Below are 25609 nucleotides of genomic sequence, written 5' to 3' on the forward strand. Positions count from 1 at the left end.
GTTCAGGGCGCCTGGGGCACCACGTAGGTGGGTTGGAACGGGTTCTGCCCGTTCTCGATGGCGATGGCCCTCAGGTAGGCGTCCACGTCCGGGTAGCCGGCGATCTCGGCCTGCTTCTGAAGTGCACGCTGACGGGCCAGTTCGGTCTGGGCCTGTGCGGCCGCCTTGTCCGCCTCGGCTTTGGCCTTGGCCGCGTTGGCGTCCGCCACCCCCTTGGCCTCAGCGGCCCGGGCGTCGGCGATGGCCTTCTGCTCGGCGATGATCGCGTCCTTGAGCCCCGACTCCACCGGATCCGGTTTCATGACGGTCACCTGGAAGTTGGTGAAGAACTCCCGCCCGTCGGTGCGGGCCCGCGACGCGCCGGGCAGGGCGTCGCGCAGCGCGTTCTGGAATTCGATCCGGACCTTCTCGTCATTCCAGATCTCCCGCCAGGTGTACTTCTGGGCGACACTGATGAGCACCTGTTCGGCGGGCTGGCCGATGACGTAGCGCAGCAGGTTCACCCAACCGGGGGTGACCAGGCCGTCGTTGTCCAGCCAGCCCTGGTATTTGGTGCCGAAGTCGCGGTGGAAGTCCATCAGCATGCTGCAGTCGGTGGTCAGATCGAAGGTGATCACGACGGGAACGCGAAGTTCGGCGGGGGCGGTCGCGTTGGACACCACGATCGTGGCCTCCGCCTCGGAATCGGGCCCGCCGGTCGCATCCCAGCTGATCTGTCGGGACGGATAGCGATACGCCTTGAAACCACCGGGTGGATTGAACTCCGAGGTCTCCGGATTGATGCAACCCTCCACCTTGGGATCGGTGGGGATCAAGACGTAGTCGTCCACCTTGACCGCCGTCTGCCCCGGCCCTACCTGGGTGGCGCAACTCGACAGCACCGCGCCCGAGATCAGGACGCCGACGACGAGCACGGCCCCGATCACCACACCTTTGACGTTGCGATTGACGGCCATCTGCATCCTTCGTCGGTGCTGTGAGTCAGCTGGGAGTGTAGCGAGGTGAGGAGACTTTGCGCGCTTCTGACGCTGGGTGCGCGGCGGCGGCATGGACGGAGGAACGCGCGTGTCCGCCGTCGTCCGTCGGATGACCCCGGTTTCGGTATCGGTGTGGTGTCGCTTTCCGGGGTTGCGCAGCAAGGTTTGTGCGGTCGGCGCAGGTGGTAATTCCGAGGTGACGCAGTCACACGAATGCGTGGTCAGACCGTCGGGTGCGGCGTGATCCCGCACGCCGCGGGGCGGGGCTCGGGCGGCGTGTAGCAAACATATCGTGTGGCAGCGTTTAGAGTTCCAACAGGACCTTCTCCTGATGAGCTGTGAATATCAGCAAATGGAGAGCCGGGAGTGTGGACTTTTACTCGATACCTGCGGTACCGTCTAGACAAGAGGCCGTTCGATGTAAACCTCACGGAGGGATTCAAGTGGCTAGGACCAAGATGATCCGGCGCTGGCGCAAGAACATGGACGTCAGCGAGGACACGCAATACGTCGAGATGCTCACCACGCTGTCCGAGGGTTCGGTGCGGCGCAATTTCAATCCGTACAAAGACATCGAGTGGGATTCGCCGGAGTTTGCCGTGATCCCCAACGACCCGCGGTGGGTGCTTCCTGCCACTGATCCCATCGGCCAGCATCCCTGGTACCAGGCCCAGCCTCTGGAGCGGCAGATCGAGATCGGCATGTGGCGCCAGGCCAATGTCGCCAAGGTCGGCCTGCACTTCGAGTCGATCCTCATCCGCGGCCTGATGGAGTACGCCTTCTGGACGCCCAACGGGTCCCCGGAATACCGGTACTGCCTGCACGAGGCGGTCGAGGAGTGCAACCACACCCTGATGTTCCAGGAGATGGTCAACCGTATCGGCGCTGACGTGCCGGGCATGCCGCGGCTGCTGAAGTGGATCCAGCCCGGCATCCCGCTGGTGGCCGGCCCACTGCCGATCCCGTTCTGGTTCGGCATTCTCGCCGGCGAGGAGCCCATCGACCACACCCAGAAGAACGTGCTGCGCGAGGGCAAGGCCCTGCACCCGATCATGGAGCGGGTGATGGCGATCCACGTCGCCGAAGAGGCCCGGCACATCTCGTTCGCGCACGAGTACCTGCGCAAGCGGGTTCCCGAATTGTCTTGGCGTAAGCGGTTCGTGCTGTCGATCTACGTCCCGATCGTGATGCGCATCCTGTGCTCGGCGATCATCGTGCCGCCGCGCACGTTCTGGAAGAAGTTCGACATCCCGCGCTCGGTGCGCAAGGACATCTTCTTCAAATCGCCGCAGTCACGGCTTATGCTGCGCGACATGTTCGGTGACGTGCGGATGCTGGCCCACGACAGTGGTCTGATGAACCCGCTGGCGAAGCTCGTGTGGCGCATCTGCCGGATCAACGGCAGCCCCAGTCGCTACCGCAGCGAGCCGCAGCGCCAGCACCTGGTCTCGGTCGCCTGACGGCTGCCCGATGCCTCATGTGATCACCCAGTCGTGTTGCAGCGACGGGTCCTGTGTCTACGCCTGCCCGGTGAACTGCATCCACCCGTCGCCGGACGAGCCGGGTTTCGCCACCGCCGAGATGCTCTACATCGATCCCGATGCCTGTGTGGACTGCGGCGCGTGCGTCAGCGCATGCCCGGTCGGTGCGATCGGGCCCGATACCCGGCTCACCGAGAACCAGTTGCCGTTCATCGAATTGAACGCGGCGTTCTATCCCAAGCGGGAGGGGAAACTGCCGCCGACGTCGAAGCTGGCGCCGGTACTGGAGGCGCCGAAGGTGTATCCGCGCGCCGGTGATCCGCTCACCGTGGCGATCGTCGGTTCCGGTCCCGCGGCGATGTACGCGGCCGACGAGTTGCTCACCCAGCGAGGGGTCCGGGTGAACGTCTTCGAGAAGCTGCCCACGCCATACGGATTGGTCCGCGCCGGAGTGGCGCCGGACCACCAGAGCACCAAGCGCGTCACCCGGCTGTTCGACCGGATGACGCGGCAGACGGGCTTCACCTTCTTCCTCAACGTCGAGGTGGGCAAGCACCTCAGCCATGCGGAGTTGTTGGAACACCACCACGCCGTGCTCTATGCGGTCGGCGCGCCCAACGACCGGCGTCTCGACATCGACGGGATGGACCTGACCAACACCGCCACCGCCACCGAGGTGGTGGCCTGGTTCAACGGGCACCCCGACTTCGTGGATCTGCCGGTGGACCTCAGTCATGAGCGGGTGGTCATCGTCGGTAACGGCAATGTCGCGCTCGACGTGGCCCGCATCCTGACCACCGACCCGGATACGTTGGCGCGCACCGATATCGCCGACCATGCCCTCGCCGCACTGCGGCGCTCGAAGGTGCAGGAAGTCGTGATCGCGGCCCGGCGCGGGCCCGCGCAGTCGGCCTTCACCCTGCCCGAGTTGATCGGGCTGACCTCGGTCTGCGATGTGGTGCTCGACGCGGCCGACCACGACCTGGTGATCCGCGACCTGGCCCACGAATCGGACCCGCTGACCCGCAACAAGCTGGAGATCCTGTCCAAACTCCCTACCGTGTCCGCGACGAGCGCGCCTCATACCCGCCCGCGGATCCGGTTGGCCTACCAACTCACCCCGCGGCGGATCGTGGGGCAGGACCGCGTCGCCGGCATCGAGTTCGGCGTCACCGGTACCGATGCGCACCGCGCGGTGGAGGCCGGGATGGTGCTGACCTCGATCGGCTACCGCGGCAAGGCGATTCCCGCGCTGCCGTTCGACGAGGACGCCGCCGTGGTGCCGAACGCAGGTGGCCGCGTGCTCGACAACGGTGTGCCGGTGCCCGGCGCCTACGTGGCCGGCTGGATCAAGCGTGGTCCCACCGGTTTCATCGGCACCAACAAGTCGTGTGCCGCCGAGACGGTGCACAATCTGGTGGAGGACTACAACCGAGGACAGCTCGGCGACCGGGTGCACAAGCCTGGGGCGCTGGACAAGCTGGTCCGAGGCCGCCGGCCCGCGGTCGTTGACGCCGCGGGCTGGCGTGCCATCGACGCCGCGGAGATCGCGCGCGGTGGCGAGGATCGTCCGCGGGACAAGTTCACCCGAGTCGACGATATGTTGGCGGCCGCCGCGATGGCACCCAAACCGACTGTCGGACAACGACTGCTGTCCGCGCTGGGGCGCTGACTTCGGGCTCAACCGACGGTCAGCGGGAGCGACGGGTCGGCGCTCCACTCCTCCAGTGATCCGTCGTAGACGCGTAGCCGCTCGATGCCGGCCGCGACCAACGCGAGTGCGTTCACCGTCGCGGAGATGCCGCCCCCGCAGTACAGCAGCACCTCCCGGTCCAGGTCGACGCCGGCGTCCCGGTACAACGCGGTGATCTCGGTGGGCGGCAGCAGCAGGCCCCGCTCGTCGAGCAGGGAACGGGCCGCGACGTTGCGGCTGCCCGGGATGTGTCCGCGCCGGTGGTAACGCGTCGGTTCGGCGCCGGTGAATGCTGCGGGCGACAGGGCGCAGACCAGATTAGCTGTGCTGCTGACGATTTCACGAAGCTCGTCGAGCTCGATCCAGGCATCGCGGATGGCGTGCACGCGCCATGGCGGCACCGGCACGGGCTGCGTGGGGCTGGCGTCGGTCGGCAGTCCGGCCGCCTTCCAGGCGGCCAGGCCACCGTCGAGCACACGGACCGGCACACCGATCCAGCGCAGCAGGTACCAGACCCTGGCCGCCCAGAAACCACCGGTGCTGTCGTAGACGACCGTCGCGGTGTCGGGGCCAATGCCGAATCTGGCTGCACGCTCAGCCAATACCTGCGCCGGCGGGTGCTGGTTGTGGGTCTGGGCGGGCACGGCGAAATCTGCGTCGACCTCGACGTGGATGGCGCCGGGCAGGTGGCCCGACTGCCAGCGGTGACGCCCGCTGTCGGTCCGGTAGTCGCCGTCGAACTCGGGCCGGTGCAGGATCAGGCTGGCGTCGAGGAGCACCGGCGCCCGTGGACCGGCCAGCTCGGCGGCCAGTTGCCGAGCACCGACGACCGGGTTTTCACTCATAGCGACTGGGCCGTCTTGGCGAAGGACGAGTTGGCGAAGGCTGACTCCCAGCGATCGGGCGCGCTGAGTATTCCATGTCCGGCCAGCCAGTGTGCATACGGTTCGACAAGTTCGGGGCGCACTGTGCCCCAACTACCTTCATGAAACCAGGTCGGGGCAATGGCTTCCAGTGAACGGGCGATGACGCGGTCCGGGAAGTACGGGGTGATGCCCCCGAGCAGTGCCACCGCCTCGTCGGGGTGTCGGGCGGCATACCGGAATCCGCGATCGGTGACATCGCGGAAATCCCTCAGCAGCACGGGGTTCTGCTCTGCCACGCGGCTGTGCGCACCGAGCAGATAGCTGTGGTAGCCGAACGGCAGGTGATCATCGACCCGCCAGACCCGCTCCGGACGATCCGGATGCTCGGTGAGCAGGATGTCCCACGCCCAGTAGGACCCGAAGGTGGCGTCGGCTACCCCGGCGGCCAGTTCCGCACTGGTCAACTCCCGTACCCCGACATCCACCAGGGTCACGGCGTCCGGGTCGCCGCCGGCATCGCGCACCAGATCGCGTACCAGCGCCACACCGCGCGGTGTCGGATTCAGGGCCAACCGCCTGCCGGTCAGGTCCGCCAGGGTCTCGATCCCGTTGTCGGCGAGCGTGCGGATGGTCTCCAGGCCGCGCTGGTTGACCGCGGCGATCACCTGCAGTGGCTCGCCGCGCTCGGCGCGCACCAACAGCCGGTTGGTGGGGAATACCGCCAGATCGACCAGCTCGCGCCGGATGTGCTCGAGGCTGTCCCCGATACCCGGATCCACCGTGCGGATCTGCAGATCGATGCCGGCCTCGGCGTACCAACCGCGGTCTCGCGCGATATAGAACCCGGCGGAGTTCGGCCACGGATGGAAGTACTCCAGGGCCAGGGAAAGTGGGGTGGTCATGGCAGCCCTTCCGGTGTGGTGAAGCCGAATCCGAGGCCGGTCGGTACCGCGATGAGGTCGGCGCACGCTTGTGGTCGATGACGTTCGATGAACGCCACTTCCTGTGCGGCCCAACGGTTCCAGTGCGGCCGATACAGGTCGCCGTCGCGGCTCAGTGCTCTGCGTTTGCGGTCGTCGTCCTCGGCATGCACCCAGATGCCCAGGTCGGCCAGGGCCCGCGAGGCTGGAGTCAGGGCGCCGATCCCCTCGACGACGAGCCGCTGCTGCGGCCCGACGGTATGCCAGCCGGCCGGCGCGTCACGGGTCCAGTCCCAGCCGCGCCAACGTCCGGGCCGCCCCTGCGCGCGGGGCGCCAGAAGTGCGCGCTGCAGATGCTCGGCGGCCCAGAGTAACCCGTCCCACCCTGGGTAGATGTCATCGAGACGGACCACCAGGCTGTCCGGCCACGCGGTGTGCAGCTGATTCGCCAGCGTCGACTTCCCGGAACCCGAACGGCCGTCGATCAGGACCGTCGTCGCCCGGTCCGTCGCCAGCCGGGCCGCGATGTCATCGATGGCCAATGAAGTTCCAGTTTCCGCTGGTCACCGCGACGGTGGTGGCGGTGGCGGCGATGGCGAATCCTGCTGCGATGAGTGCGAATTCGCGTCCGCTGAAGGGTGACGGACGGGCCCATGTCCTCGTACGGTGGGCGCCGAAGCCACGGGCCTCCATGGCGGTGGCCAGTTTTGAGCCGCGCCGCACGGCGAAGACAAGCAGCGCGAACGCCTGACCGGCAACCCGGCGCAGCGGCGCGTGGTCGGCGACCCCGCGGGCCCGGCGGGCGTAGCCCAGGTAACGCCAGTCCTCGGCGAGCAGGTTGACCAGCCGCAGCCCGGCCAGTGCACCGAGCACGAACCGGGCCGGCAGGCGCAGCACCTGACCGAGGCCGTCGGCCAGCTCGGTGGGTTCGACATCGGCGAACAGGATCACCGACGGCAGTGCGATCGCGAGCACCCGCAGAAAGGTGGCCAGCGCGAGCGCGATCGAACCGTCGCTCACGGTGATCAGCAGGAAATGCCAATGCACCGAACCGCTGGACTGGCCGTACAACAGGATCGTCACCGCGGTCACCGCCGCCGCCACCACGAGCAGCGCACTGCGAATGAGCACCGGTCGCGGTCGGGCGCCGATCGCGAAGAACAGGCCGATCTCCAGGATCAGCGCGGTCAGGGCGGACACCCAGTCCAGGGACAGCACCAGCCCGGCCGCGATGATCGCGGCCGCGAGGAGCCGGGCGACGGGGTTGACCGTCCGTGCCGCGAGTGCCTCCGTCATGACACCGTCTCCCAGGCGGGCAGCTCGATGCGGGCGTCGGCGAGCAGCGCCGTGAAATCCAGATCATGCGTAACCGCGACGACGGCGGTGCCCTCGTCGGCGATCTCGGCGAGCAGCAGGATGAGCTCCTCCCACGTGCGGCGGTCCTGGCCGAAGGTGGGTTCGTCCAGGACGATCACCTGCGGACCGGTGGCGAGCACGGTGGCCACCGACAGCCGACGCTTCTCACCGCCGGAAAGGGTGTAGGGATTCGCGTCGGCGAGACGGGTCAGGTGCAGGCGCTCCAGCAGTGCGTCGACGGTGGATTCGACGGCATTCCGGTTGAGGGCCTTGGGGCCGAGGGCCAGTTCGCCGCGGACCGTGCCGGTCAGGAATTGGTGCTCGGGGTCCTGGAAGACGCTGCCGATCCGGGTGATCAGTTCCCGGGATTTCCACTTGATGGGTTGGCGCCGCGCGGGCGCGGGCGCGAAGGCGGTGTCGGCCTCGACGCGTCCCGCGGCCGGGGGGAGTAGACCGCCGAGGGTCAGTGCCAGCGTGGATTTGCCCGCCCCGTTGGGGCCGGTGATCACGGAGATCTGTCCCCGATCGATCGAGAAGTTCACTCCGGTGTGCAGCTGCGCACCACCACGATGGCCCAGCGACAGGTCCACTGCTGACAGCAGTGTGCGGGTATCGGTGTGCCGGTGCCGGGTGAGCGCAGGCGGTGGCGTGCCGGGCACCCACACGCCCGCGGACATCAGATAGGCGTGTTCGCGCCGGATCGTCTGTTGCGGTGTGCCGTCGGCGATCACGGCGCCGTCGGCGCCCAGCACGATCACCCGGTCGATGACCGGCAGCCACACTTCGGTGCGGTGCTCGATGACGATCAACGTGGCGCCGGTGCGCTGTGCAGATTCGGCGATCGCGTCACGGACCTCGACCACCCCCTCGGGGTCCAGGTTCGCGGTCGGTTCGTCGAGCAGGATCAGGCCGGGGTTCATCGCGATCACACCGGCCAGCGCGAGCCGCTGTTTCTGGCCGCCGGACAGCTCCGAAGTGTTGTGCGCCAGAGGCAGGTTCAGCCCCACCGCGTCGAGCGACTCGCGCACCCGGGGCCATATCTGCTCGCGCGCGACGCCGAAGTTCTCCATCCCGAACGCCACGTCGTCGCCGACCCTGGACAAGATCACCTGTGCGTCGGGATCTTGGAGCACCATGCCGATCCTGGCCCGCTGGGCGGTCGGCGCGGCGCCGTCGACGAGGAGACGGCCGGCCTGCTGCCCTTCTTCTGCTCCGCCGAGCAGTCCCGCGATACCTTGTAGCACAGTCGATTTGCCGGCTCCTGACGGCCCAAGGAGCAACACCCGCTGCCCGGGTTCGATCGTGAGATCGAGATCGCGTACCGCCCACTGCGTGCGTGTTGCATGCCGCCAGCCCCAACCCTGTGCCGTGACGGCGGCACCGGTTCCTGCAGATCGGCTCATCGGGTGCGCGGATCGGGCTCCGCCCGGCCGGACGCGAAGCGGCTCAAGGCTCCGGTCTTGGCAAGGCCGCGCACCACGAACCAGGACAACAGTCCGGCGATCAGCGCTCCCGATACGATCGCCGACACGGTGTAGATGGTGATGAACGTGCTCGCCGAACCCGGGTACCAGAGGATCAGGTCATTGATGGCGAGGGCCAGCCCCGCCACCGCGCCCGCGAGCACGGCGGTCGGCAGTCCCCAACGGCGGTAGAGGAATACGGCGAACACGAGTTCCGCGCCGAGGCCTTGGACCAAGCCGGATTCCAGGGTGAGGACACCCCATTGGTTGCCGACCAGGGCCGACACCGTGGCAGCAACGAGTTCGCCGTACAGGGCAGCGCCGGGCTTGCGGATCACCAGAGCAGTGAGCACACCGGCGAACAGCCAGCCGCCACCCAGCAGCGCCTGCAGGCCGGGTAGGGCCGCGCTCAACGGTGTGCTGATCGGGTTCGACGCGATGTTCCACAGCACGAAGACCAGGCCGGCGGCCGTCGCGAGCACGCTGGCGACGACGATATCGACGACGCGCCAGCGCAGGGCGCGGCCGGTGGCGGCCGGCGTCGTGTCGGTGGACTGGGTGCTCATGGGTCTCCTTAGGGCCGAACGCGAAGGCCTCAGTATGGACGGGCGAGGTGCACTTCGTATGACTTGGCATCACCATGAGTATTTTCTGTATACATAACGGCACGAAACGTATGCTCGGTCGGTGCAGCGAACCCCCTTTCACAGCGTTCTGCGCGCTGACCTGCTCGCCGGTCGCTTCTCGGCGGCCGAACCGCTGAGCGAGAGCACCCTCACCACGGCATACGGAGTCTCCCGGACGCCGGTACGCGAGGCGCTGAGCCGGCTGGAACAAGAGGGGTTGATCATCCGATCGGCGCGCGGCTATCGCATCCGGTCGGGCACTCCCGACGATGTCATCGAGATCTACGACGTGCGGATCGCGCTGGAAAAGGCCGCGGCGGAGGCGGCCTCGGCCCGGCGCACCGAGTTGCAGTTGGCACAGCTGACCCAATTGCACCAACACGCCGCGGAGGCCGAAGAACCCGAGGTGGCCCGCCAGTTCAATTCCCAGTGGCACGAAGTGTTGTGGGCGGCATCGCACAATTCGACGCTGCACGAGACGCTGGCCAATCTGGTGGCCAGGCTGCGGGTGTACGACCAAGAGGCGGTCCACCGCGACGATCTCGCCGACGTCGTCGTGGAACACGAAGCCATCCTGGAGGCGATCAGGGCCCGCGATGCGGAGGCCGCCAGCGCCGCGGTCGCGGCACACCTGCAGCGCACCAAACAGGAACGCCTGGATACGTTTGCGCGGCCGTTCTAGCTCTGCAGCGCCTGCACCCGCCGGTCGATGAAGTCGTCCCAGGAATGCTCGCCGGTCGTTTCGGTCAGCGTGCGGGCGCGCGTCAGGATCTCGCGCGCAGAACCGGGGCGACCCACCCGTTGTTCGATATCGGCCAGCAATGCCAGGAACAACGCATGCATCGCCACTGAGCCGTCGCCGGCGAATTCGTCGAATGCCTCGAACGCGGCGGGGGCGTGGTCGACGCCGGTCTCCATCACCTCGGCCCAGATGCTGATGATCCGGGCGCACGCTGCCCATTGGTGTCCACCCGCGGCGCACAGCTTGCGGTCGACTTCCGCGGCCGCCGCGGCGGTGCCCGCGGTGATACCGAGGATGGCCGCGCATTCCACCTGGGTCAGTTCGGAGGCCAGGATGTTGAACGTGTCACCCCGGCTCTGCGCGAGTTCCCTTGCCAGGCGCCGATAGTCGTCCATCGCCACGGTGTTGCCGCGCTGTGCTTCGGCGATCGCCATCCAGCAGTACACCCGCGGGTGGACGAAGTGCAGGGGATCGGTGACGGTCTCCGGCGGCGGGAAGTTCTCCATCATGTGCTGGCCGGTGGCGATCGCGGCCTCGGTATCGCCGCGGATGAAATGGACCATCACTTGGGTGAAGTCGTTGGCGAGCCCGGCGTCGGGGTCACCGGAACGCAGATACTGCTCGCGCAGGCCATGGGCGAGGACCGCCGCTTCCTCGGTGTGGCCCATGCCGATCCGGGCGAAGCACTGCAACGCGACGGCACCGTAGAAGCTGCGGCCGCGTACCTGTTCGCCGATCTCGAAGGCCCGGGAGATGGCATGCGTGACGGCGCTGCTGGTCTGGCCTTCGAGAATTCCTTTGGCACCGGCCAGGTGCATCCAGAGAGTGGCCTGCCGGGCCAGGTACTCGGGTTTGGCCGGCAGCCGGGTGGCGATCTGGAGCGCATGCTCGGCCAGCACGGCGATGTCGTCGTAGGCCGAGCGGCTCAATGCCCTTTCGATCACGGTCTCGCTGATCTCCAGTGCGGTGTCCGGGTTGAGTGCGGCGCCGGCCTGCCAGGCGTGGTCGGCGCCGGCGATCGCGTCCTCGTAGGCGTCGCTGGCGATGGCGGCGGCGCGCGTGGTGGCGATCGAGGCGTGTGCGGCTGTGCGTTCGGTGGTGGACAGGTGGGCCAGCACGGCGTCGCGCACCAATCCGTGGCTGAACCGGTAGGCGCCAGGCTGGCCGGGAACCTCGTCGAGCAGTCCGGTTTCATACGCGGGGCGCAACCGGGCCTGCACGGCCGACACCGACAGGTCGACGACGTCGGCCAGGGCGGCGACATCGAAGACCGGACCGATCACCGCGGCGGCCCCGAGCGTGCGCCGGGTGGGCCGGTCGAGTGTGCCGAGGCGCCGACCGACCACCCCGAGAACGGCATCGGGCACCCCGTCGGTCGGCTCGTCGGCACCGAGGCCGCGAGCGATCTCCTTGATATAGAACGGATTTCCGCCCGACTGGCGCCAGACCGACTCGGTGACCTCGCTGCGCGCCGGCGCCCCGGAGACCGTGTGGATCAGCTGGTGTGCGGCGGTCCGGTCGATACCGCCGAGTGGGACCGTGGCCATACTACTGGAATGCAGCAGCCGGGTCAGGGCTTTCCGGTTGACCGGGCGGTCGGCGCCGAAGTAGGTCCAAGTGCCGATGACATGAATGGGCACCCTGGCCAGCTGCGTGGTCAGCAGGGTGAGCGCCTGCAGTGAGGCGGTGTCGGCGTGGTGCAGGTCGTCGAGGATCAACAGCAACGGGCGCAGTGCCGACACCTCGCGCAGGGCGCCGGCGATCCCCTCGGCCAGGGCGAAGCCGGTCGCCGCCACCGCGGTTCGCTGCGGGAGATCCGCCGGAGCCGCACCAGCATCGTCGTCGCCCCATTCCGGGACCAGTGCGTCGACGACACCGGGCGCCGCCCGGTGCACGACGTGGCGTCCCGCGGAGCCCAGATCGGTGCCCAGCTGGCGCAGCACCTGAATCCACGTCCACATCAGCGGCAGCCTGATCCCGGTGGGGTGACCGGCCCAGACCACTTGGATCTCGCCGATGCCGGTCCGCTCCGCGACCGCCTGCGCCAGGGAGGTCTTGCCGATACCGCTCTCGCCGGTCACCAGCGTCAGGCCGCCGGTGCCGAACCGGATCCGGTTCACCGATGCCGTGACCGATTCGGTGGTCGGGTCCCGGCCCACGTAGAGCGGCAGCTCGGGCGCTGTCCGGGAGGTGGTGCCCAGCGGGTCGGCGGATCCGTCGCTGATCTTCTCGAACAGCGTCTGCAGGCCTTCGCCGGGGCGGACACCCAGTTCCCGTTTGAGGACCGCGCCGACGCGGTCGAACGCCCGCACCGCGTCCGCCGGCCGGCCGGCCTGCGTCAGGGCCAGCATCAGATGTCCCCACAATCGTTCCTGCAGCGGATCATGCGCCACCGCCGCCTCGATCTCCGGGATGATCTGAGCGCCCCGGCCGTACTGCACGGCGGCGTCGAAGCGGGCCTCGATCGCGGTGGTCTGTAATGCGCTGTAGCGCCGCGCTTCTGGTATCGCGAAGTCGCGGTAGAGGAACTCGCCGAACGGGTCGCCGCGCCAGCGCTGCAGTGCCTGGCTCAGCGAGGCGAATGCACCCTCGGCATCCGCGCCGACCAGCTGCGCCCGGCCCTTGAGGACCAGCGCCTCGAACTCGTGCAGGTCCACCGAATCGCCGGGCAGCAGGTTCAGCTGGTAACCGTTGGGGCGCGACGCCAGCCGGGCCGTTCCGTCATCGGTCGCCGGCGTGAGCACCTTGCGCAGGTTGGCGACATAGGACCGCAGCGACGCGAGCGCCTTCGCGGGAGCCTCGTCGGCCCAGATCGCATCGATGAGGCGATCGATGCTGACGACGGTGCCGTGGTGGGCCAGCAGCACCGCGAGCACGCAGCGCTGCTTCGGTCCGCCCAACGGCACCGTCGCGCCATCGACACGCGCCGCGACCGCCCCTGACAGGGAGTACTCGACCGTGCCCGCGGACCGTTGGCGAATGGACATATTCGGTCAGACGATACCGCCGCGGACGGGCCGTCGCGGGGCTGACGAATCCCACAGGGACAGTGCCGAATTGACCCGGTCGAAAACCGGGCGTTTCCGGCGCGGCGCGGGCCCCGCTACTGCGCCTGCATCGCCTCGGCGATCTCCTCCGGGCTGACTTCGCGCACCGGCTGCCCCAGTGACCACTGGTGGCCGAACGGATCCCGCACCAGCCCGTACCGGTCACCCCAGAATTGGTCCTCCAGCGGCATCACCACCTCGGCGCCGGCCTCGACGGCCCGGGCGAACTTGGCCTCGACATCGGTCACGGTCAGATGGATGGTGACCGGCGATCCGCCGAGGGCCTTCGGTGTCTGCGACTTGCCGTCGTTGTACTCGGGGAAGTCATCGTTGAGCATCACGGTGGCACCGTTGATGGTGAGGGCGGCGTGCACCAGCCGACCGTCCGGGCCCGGCACCCGGCCCAGTTCGGTGGCGCCGAACGCCTTGACGTAGAAATCGATGGCGGCGGCCGCGTCGTCGACGACGAGGTGCGGGCTGACGGCGGGAATGATCTCGATGGCCATGGTCTCTCCTGCAAGCGGGATGGGTGGACGACGGTACAGACCGGCCGGGTCTGCGGATCTCATCGCGGATGGGGCGGGTGACAGCAATGCGTCGAGTAGGCAAAGACGAGTAGTCAACTACGCTAGGGCACCCGCGCCACCGCTACCAGGCTGAACGTATGAGCAACTTCCCGGTCGAGGGCCTGCCGCAGCCACCGCTCAATCCGTTGCCGTACCGGGAGAAGCTGCGCGCATTGCGCAGCTTCCACACGGGGTTCGAGGTGCTGCGCGACTCCGGCGGCCCGGTGACCCGATTGAAGCTGGCCCCCCGGTGGTTGATGCCCGAGGTGGTGTTGGTCACCTCGCCCCGCGGCGGGCGCGACATTCTCGGCCGCAGCAGCGAGTACGTCGAGAAGGCGACCACGCATCGCGAGATGCAGCATGTGCTGGGTGAGAACCTGTTCGACCTGATGCACGATGAGTGGTTGCCCCGCCGGCGCGCGGTGCAGCCGGTGTTCACCAAGAAGCAGGTGCAGACCTTCGCCGGGGATATGGCGCAGGCCGCGCAGTCGGTGGTCGACGGCTGGTCGGAAGGCTCCCGCATCGACCTGGACCAGGAGTGCCGCCGGCTGACCATGCGTGCGCTGGGCCGGGCGGTGCTGGGGCTGGACCTGGACCAGCGTGCGGACGAGATCGACGAACCGCTGCGCACGGTTCTGGCCTATATCGCCGACCGCGCGGTGTCCCCGCTGCGGCTGCCCAGGTGGGTGCCCACCCCGGGGCGCAACCGGGCCCGGGCCGCGGCCGCGACGTTGCGCAGGCTTGCCGAGGACGTGCTGCAGGCCTGCCGCGACGATCCCGATCTCGATGCACCCCTGGTCCGCGCACTGATGGCGGCCGTTGATCCGGAGACCGGTCAGGGATTGACCGACGCCGAGATCCGCGATGAGCTCATCGTGTTCATCGCCGCCGGCCATGACACCACCGCGACCGCGTTGACCTACGCGTTGTGGCAGCTCGGCCGTTATCCGGAGATGCAGGAGAACGTCCGCGCGGAGGCTGCCGAACTGGGTGACCGCGCACTGGGACCCGAGGACATCGATCACCTGGGTTACACCGTGCAGGTGCTGCGGGAAGCGCTGCGCTTGTGCCCGCCCGCACCCGGGGCGGCCCGCACGGCGGTGCGCGATATCGAGGTGGACGGCTACCGCGTGCGGGCCGGGACGCTGCTGGTGTTCGGCACGTACGCCGTGCAACGTGATCCGACATTGTGGGAGTGGCCGCAGCTCTTCGATCCCCAGCGGTTCCGGCCGGAGGCGGTCAAGACCATGGACCGGTGGCAGTACCTGCCGTTCGGGGCGGGTGCGAGGTCATGTATCGGCGAACACTTCGCCATGCTGGAAGCCACTCTGGCGCTGGCGACCATCGTGCGCGGCACCGAGATCCGGTCCAGTGACGACGATTTCCCGTTGGCGACGCCGTTCACCATGGTCGCCGGGGCGCCCATCTGGGCCAGGGTGGCCTGGCGGCGCAGCTTCGCCTACGAGGGCGGCGCAGGGGGACGGGTCGGCACCTGCGAGCGGGAACCCAGTCGCTGACGTGGCGAGGCCGAAGTCGTTGCCGCCGTGTCGAAGACACTCACGACGTGCGGACGTGCTCCCAGCCTGGCACGGCTTCCGGTGACCGTGGTTCGGGCCCGACGTAGATGGCCGCCGGGCGCACCAGCTTGCCCAGGCGCTTCTGCTCGAGGATATGTGCGCACCAGCCGGCGGTCCGTCCACAGGTGAACATGGCGGGCATCATCCGGGCCGGTACCTGCGCGAAATCCAGGATGACCGCGGCCCAGAACTCCACGTTGGTCTCGATGGCGCGGTCGGGTCGGCGCTCCCGCAGCTCGGCCAGCGCAGCCTGTTCCAGCGCCGCCGCTGCTTCGAACCGCGGGGCGTTCAGCCGCTGTGCCGTCGCCCGCAGCACCCTGGCGCGGGGGTCTTCGGCGCGGTAGACGCGGTGCCCGAAGCCCATCAGCTTGTCCTTGCGATCCAGGACGCCGCGCACCACCGCGCGCGCATCACCGGTCCGTTCGGCTTCCTCGATCATCGGCAGCACCCGTGCCGGGGCTCCGCCGTGCAACGGCCCGCTCATCGCGCCCACCGCACCCGAGAGCGCCGCCGCCGCATCGGCGCCCGTGGAGGCGATCACCCTGGCAGTGAAAGTCGACGCGTTCATGCCGTGCTCGGCGGCGCTCACCCAGTACGCGTCGATGGCCTCGATATGACGGGGATCCGGATCGCCCTGCCAGCGGGTCATGAAACGTGCTGTGACGGTGTCGCATTCGTCGATGGTGCGCTGTGGCACCGCCGGCCGGCCGATACCGCGTGCGGACTGCGCGACATAGGACAACGCCATCACCGAGGCGCGGGCCAGCTGGTCGCGGGCGGTCTGGTCGTCGATGTCCAGCAGCGGCGCATAGCCCCAGATGGGCGCCAGCATGGCCAGCCCCGCCTGCACGTCGACCCGGACGTCACCGGAGTGGATGGGCAGCGGGAACGGCTCGGCCGGGGCCAGGCCCCGCCCGAACTCTCCGTCGACCAGCAGGCCCCACACGTCGCCGAAGGTGACGTGCTTGGTCACCAGATCCTCGATGTCGACGCCGCGGTAGCGCAGTGCGCCGCCGTCTTTGTCCGGTTCGGCGATCTCGGTGGTGAAGGCCACGACGCCTTCCAGCCCGGCAACGAAGTTTTCCGGAACAGTCATGTGCGGAATTGTCGCACCCGCGTCGGCGACGGCCGTGTGCGGTGGCCATCGGCTGGCGTAGCGTTGGCGCGTGAGCACCAGCGCCGACAATCAGGACCTGGCCGCGATGCGGGTCGAGTACGGATCGGTCGAGAAGGACGGCAGCGTCGACCTCGATGCCGACTGGCTCGGTCCGGACCCCGCGACCGGCTGGCTGACGCTGTTGCGCGCATGGATCTCCGAGGCCGGGGCGGCCGGATTGCCCGAGGCCAACGCCATGGTGGTGGCCACCGTCGACCAGCGGGGAAGGCCCGTGACGCGGACGGTGTTGTGCAAGAGCGTGGACGAATCCGGGATCAGCTTCTACACGAATTACGACTCCGCGAAGGGCGAGCAGCTCGCCGCGACCGCGTACGCGTCGGCGACCTTCCCGTGGTACGGGCTGGGGCGTCAGGTGCATCTGCGCGGTCCGGTGACCAAGGTGTCCGCGGAGGCCACGGCCGACTACTGGAGCAAGCGTCCGCGTGGCTCGCAGCTCGGTGCGTGGGCCTCGCACCAGTCGCAGCCGATCGCCTCGCGTCGCGCGCTGCTGGATCAGCTGGACGAGGTGACGGCCCGGTTCGCCGACCAGGAGACCGTCCCGGTGCCACCGCACTGGGGTGGGTATCTGATCGCCCCTGAGGTCGTCGAGTTCTGGCAGGGCCGGGAGAACCGGGTACACAACAGGATTCGCGTGACGCAGGGTCGCGCCGGAGCCGCTCCGGCGGCGACAATCACCATCGAGCGGCTGCAGCCGTGACATTCCCCGTCGCTTCGCTCGCCTGGACGACATTCCCCGTCGCTTCGCTCGCCCCACGGTGAAACGGCTGTTCGCCGACACCACACCGCTGAGAACCCCGGACTTTCGGCGGTTGTGGCTGGCCGGCATCGTCACTGTCATCGGCGGCAACCTGACCATCTTCGCGGTCCCCGTCCAGCTCTACGCACTCACCCAGAGCTCGGCCTACGTCGGGTTGTCCGGTCTGTTCGCGCTGGTCCCGCTGATCGTGTTCGGTCTGTGGGGCGGGGCCTGGGCCGACGCCATGGATCGCCGGCTGCTGCTGATCATCACCGCCGTCGGGCTCGCGGGCTCGTCGGTGCTGCTGTGGCTGCAGGCCGCGCTCGCGCTGAACAACGTCTGGGTGGTGCTGTGTCTGCTGTCGCTGCAGCAGGTCTTCTACGCCGTCAACTCGCCCACCCGGGCGGCGGCGATTCCGCGCATGCTGCCGCCCGAGCAGCTGCCCGCGGCCAACTCGCTGAACATGACGGTGATGCAGTTCGGTGCCATCGTTGGCCCGCTGCTGGCCGGGATGCTGCTGCATTTCGTCGATCTGTCCACGCTGTATCTGATCGACGCCGTCACGTGCATCACCCCCATCTGGGCGACGGTCCGGCTGGCGAAGATGCCGCCCATCCGAACCGGTGACGCGGATCTTTCCCCGTCGCTTCGCTCGCCCCGTCAGGGCAAGTTCGGTTTCCGCGCGGTGCTGGAGGGCTTCCGCTACCTGGCCGGCAACCAGGTGGTGCTGATGTCCTTCGTCGTCGACCTGATCGCGATGATCTTCGGGATGCCCCGGGCGCTGTTCCCGCAGATGGCCCACGAGAGCTTCGGCGGACCGGTGGAGGGTGGCACCACGATGGCGCTGCTGGCCGCGGCCATGTCGGTGGGGGCGGTCGCCGGCGGCGTGTTCTCCGGTTGGTTGCCCAGGGTCCGAAGACAGGGCTTGACGGTGCTGGTCTCCATCGTGGTGTGGGGGCTGGCGATGTTCGGGTTCGGCGTGGCGGCCGGAGCCGCGCACGGCACGGCGGGCCTGATGTTGTGGGTGGCGCTGGCGTTCCTGGCCTTGGGTGGCGCCGCGGATATGGTGTCGGCGGCTTTCCGGTCGACCATCCTGCAGGAGGCGGCATCCGACGATCTGCGTGGTCGTTTACAGGGGGTGTTCACCGTGGTGGTGGCGGGCGGCCCGCGGATCGCCGATGTGGCCCACGGTGCCACGGCCGCGGTGGTGGGAACGACGGCGGCTGCCGCCGGCGGTGGGCTGTTGGTGGTGATCGGTGTGACGGTGGCTGCCCTGGCCGGTCCGGCGTTCGCGCGTTACCGAGTGCACGCATATAGCCGGGACGATGCGTGAGTGGGAGTTACCATCCACCAATGGCTGATGCCGGGGTGGGGACCGATCTCGGCTTGCGTGAACGCAAGAAGCAGCGAACCCGCACGACACTGATCGACGCCGCGCTGGACTTGTGTTTGCGCCAGGGTTACGAGCGCACCACGGTCGATCAGATCGCCGCGCAGGCGGATGTCTCGGCGCGCACTTTCAGTCGCTACTTCGCGACCAAAGAGGCCGTGTTCCTCACGCTCATCGAGGATCTCGCGGAGGAGATCGCCGCGGAGATCACCCGTCTGCCGCGGCACCTGGGACCACTGGAAGCGCTGCGCGCCGCGCACGTGGAGGTGCTGACTCGCGTCGACGGGCAAACCGTCGGCCGGCTCACCAAAGGCCGCATCGTGCTGATGTTGCGCATCATCAACGGCTCGGACGTGTTGCGTCAGGCCGCCTTCGAGTTCAGACACCCGAGAGTGCTTGCGGTGCTTGCCGATCGGATGGGCGTGCCGACCGATGACCGCCGACTGCTGCTGGGGGTGACGGTGTTCTCGTCGATCATCGTCGCGGCGTGTGGGGATCTCGTCGGAGACACCGAGGGTGGCCCGCTCGGGCCGTTGCTCATGGTCGAGCGGCTGAACCAGGCGTGTGTGCAGACGGGGGAGTTCGTCGCGGACCTCGATGTGGCGGCGAATGTCTGATCAGGTCGGGGCGGGACTGCGGGAACGAAAGAAGCTCAAGACCCGCGCAACGCTGGTGGCCGTCGCGGCCGAGTTGTGTCAGCGGCAGGGATTCGACAACACCACGGTCGAGCAGATCGCGATCGCCGCCGATGTGTCCCCGCGCACCTTCAGCCGGTACTTCCCGACCAAGGCCGATGTCGTCGTCGCGCTGGCCGAGGACATGGACGGCTACGTCGCCGAGGCGCTGCGCCGCCAGCCCGGGGGGATCACCACGCATGAGGCCCTGCTGCGGGCGCACCTGGAGATCTTCGCTCCGCGCCAGGGTCACGAGTCGCCGGCCTTCACCCGGATGGCGGTGCTGATCTCCATCGTGAACGGTGCCACCTCGATGTCCACCTCGCCGTTCGCGTTCAAACAGCGGCACGCCGGCGCGTCGGTGGAGGTCCTGGCCGAACGGCTGGGTGTCCGGGTGTCCGACCCCGCGGTGGGACTCGTCGCCGATATCTGGACCTTGCTGTTCTCCTCGTCATTCGCCGAGCTCGGATTGCCCGGGCATCCGCCGATCAACTCGGGGATCCTGTGCGAACGCCTGTCGGCGACCTTCGAGAGGTTCCGCCGATCGTGGGCGCCGACACCGCAAGCAACGCAGCTTCCGGCGCGTGACGTGGCACCCCACGCAAGCGGGCCGCAACGTTAGCGACTACCGTCCAGTAGTGACGCTTAGCTCACGACCACAGAAGGGGTTCCCGTGGCCGAAAACTCCAGCCCTGACCAAGTAGCGACCCTGTCGTATCCGGGTGGCTCGTTGGACCTGGACATCGTGCGCGCCACCGAGGGTTCCGACGGCATCGCGCTGGGTTCGTTGCTCGCCAAGACGGGCTACACGACTTTCGACGGCGGGTTCGTCAACACCTCGTCCACCAAATCCGCGATCACCTATATCGACGGTGACGCCGGCATCTTGCGGTACCGCGGGTACCCGATCGAGCAGCTGGCCGAGAAGTCCACCTTCATCGAGGTCAGCTACCTGCTCATTTACGGTGAGCTCCCCACCACCGAGCAGCTGGAGAAGTTCACCACCCAGATCCAGCGGCACACCATGCTGCACGAGGATCTGAAGCGGTTCTTCGACGGTTTCCCGCGCAACGCGCACCCGATGCCGGTGCTGTCGTCGGCGGCCAACGCGTTGAGCGCTTACTACCAGGATTCGCTGGATCCGCTGGACAAGGAGCAAGTGGAGCTGTCCACCATCCGGCTGCTGGCCAAGCTGCCGACCATCGCGGCCTACGCCTACAAGAAGTCGGTCGGCCAGCCGTTCCTGTACCCGGACAACTCGCTGACCCTGGTCGAGAACTTCCTGCGGATGACGTTCGGCTTCCCGGCCGAGCCCTACGAGGTCGATCCCGAGATCGTCCGTGCGCTGGACATGCTGTTCATCCTGCACGCCGACCATGAGCAGAACTGCTCGACCTCGACGGTGCGCCTCGTCGGGTCGTCGCAGGCCAACCTGTTCACCTCGATTTCCGGCGGCATCAACGCGCTGTGGGGCCCGCTGCACGGCGGCGCCAACCAGGCGGTGCTGGAGATGCTGGAGAAGATCCGGTCCGGCGGCGACGATGTGCAGACCTTCGTCAAGAAGGTCAAGAACCGCGAAGAGGGTGTCAAGCTCATGGGCTTCGGGCACCGGGTCTACAAGAACTACGACCCGCGGGCGCGCATCGTCAAGGAGCAGGCCGACAAGATCCTGGGCAAGCTCGGTGTCGAGGACGAGTTGCTGGACATCGCCAAGCAGCTCGAAGAGATCGCGCTCACCGACGACTTCTTCATCGAGCGCAAGCTCTACCCGAACGTCGACTACTACACCGGCGTGATCTACCGGGCCATGGGCTTCCCGACCCGGATGTTCACCGTGCTGTTCGCCTTGGGCCGGTTGCCGGGTTGGATCGCGCACTGGCGCGAGATGCATTCCGAGCCTGGCAAGATCGGCCGGCCGCGGCAGATCTACACCGGCTACACCGAGCGCGATTATGCGGGGATCGACACCCGCAGCTGAGACCGCGCAGGAATGCCCCCGAGAGCTCCGGCTGTCGGGGGCATTCCTGTTCGTGCACTGACAGCGTTTGCAAAGGTAATGATTGTAGTTTCACAATGGTTGTATGAATGAAACTGTGCAGGATGGTCGTCGGCGGCCCGACTCCATCAGCAACCTGACCCCGCGGCGTAAAGCCGTCGTCCTGGTGTCGTGTTGCCTCAGCCTGCTGATCGTGTCGATGGACGCCACCATCGTCAACGTCGCCATCCCGTCCATCCGCACCGACCTCGGGGCCAGCCCAGCGCAGCTGCAGTGGGTGGTCGACGTCTACACCCTGGTGCTCGCCTCGCTGCTGATGCTCTCCGGCGCGATGGGTGACCGGTTCGGCCGCCGGCGGATCTTCCAGATCGGGCTCACGGTGTTCGCCGTCGGCTCACTGCTGTGCAGCCTGGCTCCGGGTGTCGACACCTTGATCGCCGCCCGGTTGCTGCAGGGTATCGGTGGTTCGATGCTCAACCCCGTTGCGCTGTCCATCATTTCGCAGGTCTTCACCGGGAAGGTGGAACGCGCCCGCGCACTCGGCTTCTGGGGCGCGGTGGTCGGAATCTCGATGGCGCTGGGGCCGACGGTGGGTGGTCTGTTGATCGAGTACGTGGGCTGGCGCGCGGTGTTCTGGATCAACCTGCCGATCTGTGCGGCTGCGGTCCTCCTCACCGCGATCTTCGTGCCCGAGACGAAATCGGCGACCATGCGCAATGTCGACCCGATCGGGCAGGGCCTGGCCGTGGTGTTCCTGTTCGGTGTCGTGTTCGCGCTGATCGAGGGGCCCGGGATGGGCTGGACCAACCCGCGGGTCATCGCGGTGGCGGTGCTGGCCGCGGTCGCGTTCGCCGCGTTCCTGCGTTTCGAGTCGCGCCGCCACGACCCGTTCATCGACCTGCGCTTCTTCCGCAGCGTCCCGTTCGCCTCGGCGACCGTGATCGCCATCAGCGCATTCGCCACCTGGGGTGCGTTCCTGTTCATGATGTCGCTGTATCTGCAGGCCGAGCGCGGGTTCTCGGCCATGCACACCGGTTTGATCTACCTGCCGATCGCCGTCGGCGCGCTGGTGTTCTCACCGTTGTCGGGCCGGCTGGTCGGTCGCTACGGTGCGCGGCCGTCACTGCTGGCTGCCGGTGTGCTCATCACCACGGCCGCGTATTTGTTGACGTTCCTGACGGCGACGACGCCGGTGTGGGCGCTGCTGGTGGTGTTCACGGTGTTCGGTATGGGCTTCTCGATGGTCAACGCCCCCATCACCAACGCGGCGGTCAGCGGGATGCCGCTGGATCGGGCCGGGGCGGCTTCGGCGGTGACCAGCACCAGCCGTCAAATCGGAGTGAGTATCGGTGTGGCGCTGTGTGGTTCGGTGACGGGCACGACACTGCTGGCCTCGGGGGTCGACTTCATCGCCGCCGCCCGTCCGCTCTGGTTCGTCTGTGTCGCGCTCGGAGTCGTGATCATCGTGTTGGGCTTCGTGTCCACCGCGCCGCGTGCCCTGGCCTCGGCGCAACGGCTGGTCCCGCTGATCGAAGGGAAGGCGGCGGTCCATGTCGGATGACCTGATTGCCGACGAGGTGTGGCAACGGATGTCCGCACTCGTGCATGAGAACCGCGGTGACTGGAAGCGCGCGGTGATCGACCGGTCCGGTCTACCGTTCAGCCGGATTCGGGTGTTGCGCAGGCTGGCCCGCACCCCGATGACGGTCAAAGAGCTGGCCGAGGCGGCCACCATGGACGCGCCCGCGGCGACGGTGGCCGTCAATGATCTGGAGGAGCGCGGCCTGGTGTTGCGCCAGACGAATCCGGCGAACCGGCGCTGCAAGGTAGTGTCGCTCACCGAGGAGGGGCAGGCCGTGGCCGCCGCCGTCGAGGCGGTGCAGGACCCGGCACCGGCCGCACTGGCCGCCCTGGGCGACGCTGATCTGCTTGCGCTGCAGACGATTCTGCGGAAGCTAACTCTCTAGCACGGCCATCGCAGCGTTGTGCCCGCCGATCCCCGACACCGCACCGCCGCGCCTGGAGCCTGATCCGCACAACAGGATTCGTGGATGTGCCGTCGCCACGCCCCAGCGTCGTGCCGGGGTGTCCAGCGGCTCGTCGTCCTCGGCGAACGGCCAGCCCAAGGCCCCGTGGAAGATATTGCCCGCGGTCATGCCCAGGATATTGTCCAGATCGACGGTGGTCTTGGCCTCGATGCACAGCCGGCCGGCGGCGTCTTCGGCAATGACGTCCTGAATCGGTTCGGCCAGAACGGAGTTCAACGAGTCCAGGGCCGCGGAGGTCAACCGGGTCCTGGCTCGGTCCGGGTCGGTGCCGGCGGACAGGCTGTGCGGGGTGTGCAGCCCGAACACCGTCAGGGTCTGCGCCCCGGCCGCGCGCAGGCTCGCGGACAGGATGCTGGGGTCGGTCAGCGAATGGCAGTAGATCTCACACGGGAGAGGTTCGGGCACTTGGCCGCGGGACGCTGCGGTGTAAGCGCCCTCCAGTTGGGTCAGTGTCTCGTTGATATGGAAGGTGCCCCCGAACGCCTGCTCGGGGGTCACCGAGGTGTCGCGCAGCCGCGGCAGGCGGCGCAGCATCAGGTTGACCTTGATCTGGGCTCCCGGCGCGGACACGGGTGCGGGCTCGTCCAGCAACCCGGCCAGCACCGTGGGCGTCACACCGGCCAGCACGTGCGTGCCGGACACCGTGTGGTCCTGGCCGCCGGCCCGGTAGCGCACCTCGCCCTCTGGACTTATCGCGAAAACCTCTGCACCGGTGGTGATTTCAGTGCCGAAGCCGCTGGCCGCCGCGCTCAGGGCGCCGGTGACCGCGCCCATCCCGCCGATCGGCACATCCCAGTCACCGGTACCGCCGCCGATCAGGTGGTACAGGAAGCAGACGTTCTGGAGCAGAGCGGGATCCTCGACGGAGGTGAAGGTGCCGATCAGGGCGTCGGTGGCGATGACCCCGCGCACCAGGTCGTGGTGCACCGCCGCGGTGATCGCGTGCCCGATCGGTTCTTCGACGATCTCGCGCCACGCGGTGGCCGCATCGTCCCCGCCGGCCAGTACCCGGCGCCGCGCCGCGGACCGGGTCTCCAGCGGTTGCAGCAGCGTCGGCCAGAGCGCCTTGGTGAGCAGCCCGGTGCGCCGGTAGAAGTCGGCGAAACCGGTTGCGTCGGCCCGGGCGCCGATGACGTCGAAGGTGTCGTGCGCTCCGAGCAGCAGTCCGGTGGTCCCACCGGTGGCCGGGTCGGGCGTGTACGAGGAATGCCGCCGTCGGGCCAGCCGGATTCGCGCGCCCAGCTCGTCGACGATGCGCCGTGGCAGCAGGCTCACCAGGTAGGAGTACCGCGACAGCCGGGCGTCGACACCGTCGAAGGCGTGTGCGGATACGGCCGCGCCACCCACATGATCGAGCCGCTCCAACAGCCGGACCCGGCGCCCAGCACGTGCCAGATACGCGGCGGCGACCAGACCGTTGTGTCCGCCCCCGACGATGACGACGTCGTACTGCGCGTGTGCCACCCGGTGTCAGCCCAGATAGCCCTCGACCTCTTCGGCGGGGCGGGCCGCGGCGTCGTCGGGATCGCCGCCGGACTCCCGCAGCGCCCGCCGCTGCCGCAGAAGGTCCCAGCACTGGTCGAGCTGCACCTCGATGGAGCGCAGGCGCTGGTGTTCGGTCGATTCGTCGATCTCGCGGTGCTGCAGTGCAGTGCGCAGCTCCTGCTCCTCTGCGACGAGCTTGTTGACTTCGGCGAGGATGTCCGCATCAGTGGCCATGAAGCCAGTGTGCCCGACTACGGTGGACAATCGTGGCAACAAAACCTGAAATCGAATTTCCGGACGGCCCGGCACCCACCGAGCTGGTCATCGAAGACGTCATCGTCGGCGACGGTGAGGAAGCGGTACCCGGCGGCTCCGTGGAGGTGCACTACCTCGGCGTGGAGTACGACACCGGCGAAGAGTTCGACAGCTCGTGGAACCGCGGCGAGTCGATCACCTTCCCGCTGCGCGGCCTCATCCAGGGCTGGCAGGACGGTATCCCCGGGATGCGCGTGGGCGGTCGGCGCAAGCTGACCATCCCGCCGGAGCAGGCCTACGGTCCGGCCGGTGGCGGCCATCGGCTGTCCGGCAAGACGCTCATCTTCGTCATCGACCTGCTGGCCACCCGCTAGCTAGCACCAACAGAACCGCCGTCGTTCCGGTCCAATGTGGGCCGCAGCGACGGCGGTTCGTTGTCTTGTGCGGGTCCCGACCGTGGGGCAGATCACCCTCGGGCGGCGTTCGGATCGACGAATGTTTCGCGACTACACCTTGCAAGAGGCCCCGGCACGC

At 68.1% G+C, this 25609-nt stretch carries 24 protein-coding genes; 12 read left to right on the plus strand and 12 right to left on the minus strand.

What is annotated here, in order from left to right; translation table 11 throughout:
- Positions 1–2: 2 nt before the first annotated feature.
- Positions 3–956 carry a membrane protease subunit, stomatin/prohibitin gene (locus QN239_RS06500; RefSeq protein WP_499008818.1) on the minus strand — a complete coding sequence of 318 codons (954 nt, stop codon included), beginning with the start codon at positions 954–956 and terminating at the stop codon, positions 3–5.
- A gap of 464 nt (positions 957–1420) precedes the next feature.
- Between QN239_RS06500 and QN239_RS06505 the strand changes: the two genes are divergently transcribed.
- Positions 1421–2437, plus strand: a complete 1017-nt coding sequence (locus QN239_RS06505; RefSeq protein WP_499008820.1) for an AurF N-oxygenase family protein — start codon at positions 1421–1423, stop codon at positions 2435–2437.
- Positions 2438–2447: 10 nt separating this feature from the next.
- Positions 2448–4130: an FAD-dependent oxidoreductase gene (locus tag QN239_RS06510; RefSeq protein ID WP_499008822.1), complete on the plus strand. Its 1683-nt coding sequence runs from the start codon at positions 2448–2450 to the stop codon at positions 4128–4130.
- Positions 4131–4138: 8 nt separating this feature from the next.
- Here the strand turns inward: QN239_RS06510 and QN239_RS06515 are convergent, their stop codons facing one another.
- From QN239_RS06515 to QN239_RS06540, 6 genes are read right to left on the minus strand one after another with little or no spacing between them, the layout of a single operon-like run.
- Complete coding sequence (locus QN239_RS06515) at positions 4139–4996, minus strand: sulfurtransferase (protein ID WP_499008824.1); 858 nt, start codon at positions 4994–4996, stop codon at positions 4139–4141.
- Positions 4993–5919 (minus strand): ABC transporter substrate-binding protein, encoded by a 927-nt coding sequence (locus tag QN239_RS06520; protein ID WP_499008825.1) that lies wholly within the window; start codon positions 5917–5919, stop codon positions 4993–4995. The genes QN239_RS06515 and QN239_RS06520 overlap by 4 nt, the downstream gene beginning before the upstream one ends.
- On the minus strand, positions 5916–6479 hold the full coding sequence (locus QN239_RS06525; protein WP_499008827.1) for a nucleoside/nucleotide kinase family protein: 564 nt from the start codon (positions 6477–6479) through the stop codon (positions 5916–5918). The genes QN239_RS06520 and QN239_RS06525 overlap by 4 nt, the downstream gene beginning before the upstream one ends.
- The gene (locus tag QN239_RS06530; protein WP_499008828.1) at positions 6466–7233 is read right to left on the minus strand and encodes an energy-coupling factor transporter transmembrane component T family protein; all 768 of its coding nucleotides are present in this window, start codon (positions 7231–7233) and stop codon (positions 6466–6468) included. The genes QN239_RS06525 and QN239_RS06530 overlap by 14 nt, the downstream gene beginning before the upstream one ends.
- Positions 7230–8696: an ABC transporter ATP-binding protein gene (locus QN239_RS06535; protein WP_499008829.1), complete on the minus strand. Its 1467-nt coding sequence runs from the start codon at positions 8694–8696 to the stop codon at positions 7230–7232. Before QN239_RS06535 ends, QN239_RS06530 begins: the two co-directional genes overlap by 4 nt.
- Complete coding sequence (locus QN239_RS06540; protein ID WP_499008830.1) at positions 8693–9322, minus strand: ECF transporter S component; 630 nt, start codon at positions 9320–9322, stop codon at positions 8693–8695. The genes QN239_RS06535 and QN239_RS06540 overlap by 4 nt, the downstream gene beginning before the upstream one ends.
- A gap of 121 nt (positions 9323–9443) precedes the next feature.
- Between QN239_RS06540 and QN239_RS06545 the strand changes: the two genes are divergently transcribed.
- Positions 9444–10064, plus strand: coding sequence for a GntR family transcriptional regulator (locus tag QN239_RS06545; RefSeq protein WP_499008832.1), 621 nt, complete (start codon positions 9444–9446; stop codon positions 10062–10064).
- Here the strand turns inward: QN239_RS06545 and QN239_RS06550 are convergent.
- Positions 10061–13111, minus strand: coding sequence for an ATP-binding protein (locus QN239_RS06550; RefSeq protein WP_499008833.1), 3051 nt, complete (start codon positions 13109–13111; stop codon positions 10061–10063). The genes QN239_RS06545 and QN239_RS06550 overlap by 4 nt on opposite strands.
- A 116-nt stretch (positions 13112–13227) precedes the next feature.
- Complete coding sequence (locus tag QN239_RS06555; RefSeq protein ID WP_090354641.1) at positions 13228–13677, minus strand: VOC family protein; 450 nt, start codon at positions 13675–13677, stop codon at positions 13228–13230.
- Between the two features lie 158 nt (positions 13678–13835).
- Here QN239_RS06555 and QN239_RS06560 point away from each other — a divergent pair, with 158 nt between their 5' ends.
- On the plus strand, positions 13836–15254 hold the full coding sequence (locus tag QN239_RS06560; protein WP_499008835.1) for a cytochrome P450: 1419 nt from the start codon (positions 13836–13838) through the stop codon (positions 15252–15254).
- A 40-nt stretch (positions 15255–15294) separates the two neighbouring features.
- On the opposite strand, the gene QN239_RS06565 is transcribed toward QN239_RS06560, so the two are convergent.
- Positions 15295–16410 carry a citrate synthase 2 gene (locus QN239_RS06565; RefSeq protein WP_090355053.1) on the minus strand — a complete coding sequence of 372 codons (1116 nt, stop codon included), beginning with the start codon at positions 16408–16410 and terminating at the stop codon, positions 15295–15297.
- A gap of 70 nt (positions 16411–16480) precedes the next feature.
- Between QN239_RS06565 and pdxH the strand changes: the two genes are divergently transcribed.
- The 7 genes from pdxH to QN239_RS06600 all read left to right on the plus strand — a co-directional run bounded on the left by pdxH (position 16481) and on the right by QN239_RS06600 (position 23254).
- Positions 16481–17188 carry a pyridoxamine 5'-phosphate oxidase gene (gene pdxH, locus QN239_RS06570; RefSeq protein ID WP_499008836.1) on the plus strand — a complete coding sequence of 236 codons (708 nt, stop codon included), beginning with the start codon at positions 16481–16483 and terminating at the stop codon, positions 17186–17188.
- Between the two features lie 58 nt (positions 17189–17246).
- Positions 17247–18560, plus strand: coding sequence for an MFS transporter (locus QN239_RS06575; protein ID WP_499008838.1), 1314 nt, complete (start codon positions 17247–17249; stop codon positions 18558–18560).
- Between the two features lie 20 nt (positions 18561–18580).
- Complete coding sequence (locus tag QN239_RS06580) at positions 18581–19234, plus strand: TetR/AcrR family transcriptional regulator (RefSeq protein WP_090354644.1); 654 nt, start codon at positions 18581–18583, stop codon at positions 19232–19234.
- Complete coding sequence (locus tag QN239_RS06585) at positions 19227–19913, plus strand: TetR family transcriptional regulator (RefSeq protein WP_499008840.1); 687 nt, start codon at positions 19227–19229, stop codon at positions 19911–19913. The genes QN239_RS06580 and QN239_RS06585 overlap by 8 nt, the downstream gene beginning before the upstream one ends.
- A gap of 51 nt (positions 19914–19964) precedes the next feature.
- Positions 19965–21269 carry a citrate synthase gene (locus QN239_RS06590; RefSeq protein WP_090354646.1) on the plus strand — a complete coding sequence of 435 codons (1305 nt, stop codon included), beginning with the start codon at positions 19965–19967 and terminating at the stop codon, positions 21267–21269.
- 103 nt (positions 21270–21372) lie between these two features.
- Complete coding sequence (locus QN239_RS06595; protein WP_499008842.1) at positions 21373–22848, plus strand: MFS transporter; 1476 nt, start codon at positions 21373–21375, stop codon at positions 22846–22848.
- Positions 22838–23254: a MarR family winged helix-turn-helix transcriptional regulator gene (locus tag QN239_RS06600; protein ID WP_499008845.1), complete on the plus strand. Its 417-nt coding sequence runs from the start codon at positions 22838–22840 to the stop codon at positions 23252–23254. Before QN239_RS06595 ends, QN239_RS06600 begins: the two co-directional genes overlap by 11 nt.
- Here QN239_RS06600 and QN239_RS06605 read toward each other — a convergent pair.
- Together QN239_RS06605 and QN239_RS06610 are read right to left on the minus strand one after the other, a co-directional pair.
- Positions 23243–24799 carry a phytoene desaturase family protein gene (locus QN239_RS06605; protein WP_499008846.1) on the minus strand — a complete coding sequence of 519 codons (1557 nt, stop codon included), beginning with the start codon at positions 24797–24799 and terminating at the stop codon, positions 23243–23245. The genes QN239_RS06600 and QN239_RS06605 overlap by 12 nt on opposite strands.
- Positions 24800–24805: 6 nt before the next feature.
- Positions 24806–25054, minus strand: a complete 249-nt coding sequence (locus QN239_RS06610) for a DUF2630 family protein (RefSeq protein ID WP_090354650.1) — start codon at positions 25052–25054, stop codon at positions 24806–24808.
- A 32-nt stretch (positions 25055–25086) separates the two neighbouring features.
- Here QN239_RS06610 and QN239_RS06615 point away from each other — a divergent pair, with 32 nt between their 5' ends.
- Positions 25087–25449, plus strand: a complete 363-nt coding sequence (locus QN239_RS06615) for an FKBP-type peptidyl-prolyl cis-trans isomerase (RefSeq protein WP_090354651.1) — start codon at positions 25087–25089, stop codon at positions 25447–25449.
- The last annotated feature ends 160 nt before the right edge of the window (positions 25450–25609 follow it).

Origin of the sequence: Mycolicibacterium sp. Y3, from assembly GCF_051188035.1 — a bacterium.
Classification (GTDB): Bacteria; Actinomycetota; Actinomycetes; order Mycobacteriales; family Mycobacteriaceae; genus Mycobacterium; species Mycobacterium fluoranthenivorans.

Excerpts from the sequence above, each read along its gene's own strand:
- QN239_RS06500 (WP_499008818.1), bottom strand. The coding sequence starts at position 956 with ATGGCCGTCAATCGCAACGTCAAAGGTGTGGTGATCGGGGCCGTGCTC.
- QN239_RS06510 (WP_499008822.1), top strand. The coding sequence starts at position 2,448 with ATGCCTCATGTGATCACCCAGTCGTGTTGCAGCGACGGGTCCTGTGTC.
- QN239_RS06515 (WP_499008824.1), bottom strand. The coding sequence starts at position 4,996 with ATGAGTGAAAACCCGGTCGTCGGTGCTCGGCAACTGGCCGCCGAGCTG.
- QN239_RS06520 (WP_499008825.1), bottom strand. The coding sequence starts at position 5,919 with ATGACCACCCCACTTTCCCTGGCCCTGGAGTACTTCCATCCGTGGCCG.
- QN239_RS06530 (WP_499008828.1), bottom strand. The coding sequence starts at position 7,233 with ATGACGGAGGCACTCGCGGCACGGACGGTCAACCCCGTCGCCCGGCTC.
- QN239_RS06535 (WP_499008829.1), bottom strand. The coding sequence starts at position 8,696 with ATGAGCCGATCTGCAGGAACCGGTGCCGCCGTCACGGCACAGGGTTGG.
- QN239_RS06540 (WP_499008830.1), bottom strand. The coding sequence starts at position 9,322 with ATGAGCACCCAGTCCACCGACACGACGCCGGCCGCCACCGGCCGCGCC.
- QN239_RS06550 (WP_499008833.1), bottom strand. The coding sequence starts at position 13,111 with ATGTCCATTCGCCAACGGTCCGCGGGCACGGTCGAGTACTCCCTGTCA.
- QN239_RS06555 (WP_090354641.1), bottom strand. The coding sequence starts at position 13,677 with ATGGCCATCGAGATCATTCCCGCCGTCAGCCCGCACCTCGTCGTCGAC.
- QN239_RS06560 (WP_499008835.1), top strand. The coding sequence starts at position 13,836 with ATGAGCAACTTCCCGGTCGAGGGCCTGCCGCAGCCACCGCTCAATCCG.
- QN239_RS06565 (WP_090355053.1), bottom strand. The coding sequence starts at position 16,410 with ATGACTGTTCCGGAAAACTTCGTTGCCGGGCTGGAAGGCGTCGTGGCC.
- QN239_RS06580 (WP_090354644.1), top strand. The coding sequence starts at position 18,581 with ATGGCTGATGCCGGGGTGGGGACCGATCTCGGCTTGCGTGAACGCAAG.
- QN239_RS06585 (WP_499008840.1), top strand. The coding sequence starts at position 19,227 with ATGTCTGATCAGGTCGGGGCGGGACTGCGGGAACGAAAGAAGCTCAAG.
- QN239_RS06595 (WP_499008842.1), top strand. The coding sequence starts at position 21,373 with ATGAATGAAACTGTGCAGGATGGTCGTCGGCGGCCCGACTCCATCAGC.
- QN239_RS06600 (WP_499008845.1), top strand. The coding sequence starts at position 22,838 with ATGTCGGATGACCTGATTGCCGACGAGGTGTGGCAACGGATGTCCGCA.
- QN239_RS06610 (WP_090354650.1), bottom strand. The coding sequence starts at position 25,054 with ATGGCCACTGATGCGGACATCCTCGCCGAAGTCAACAAGCTCGTCGCA.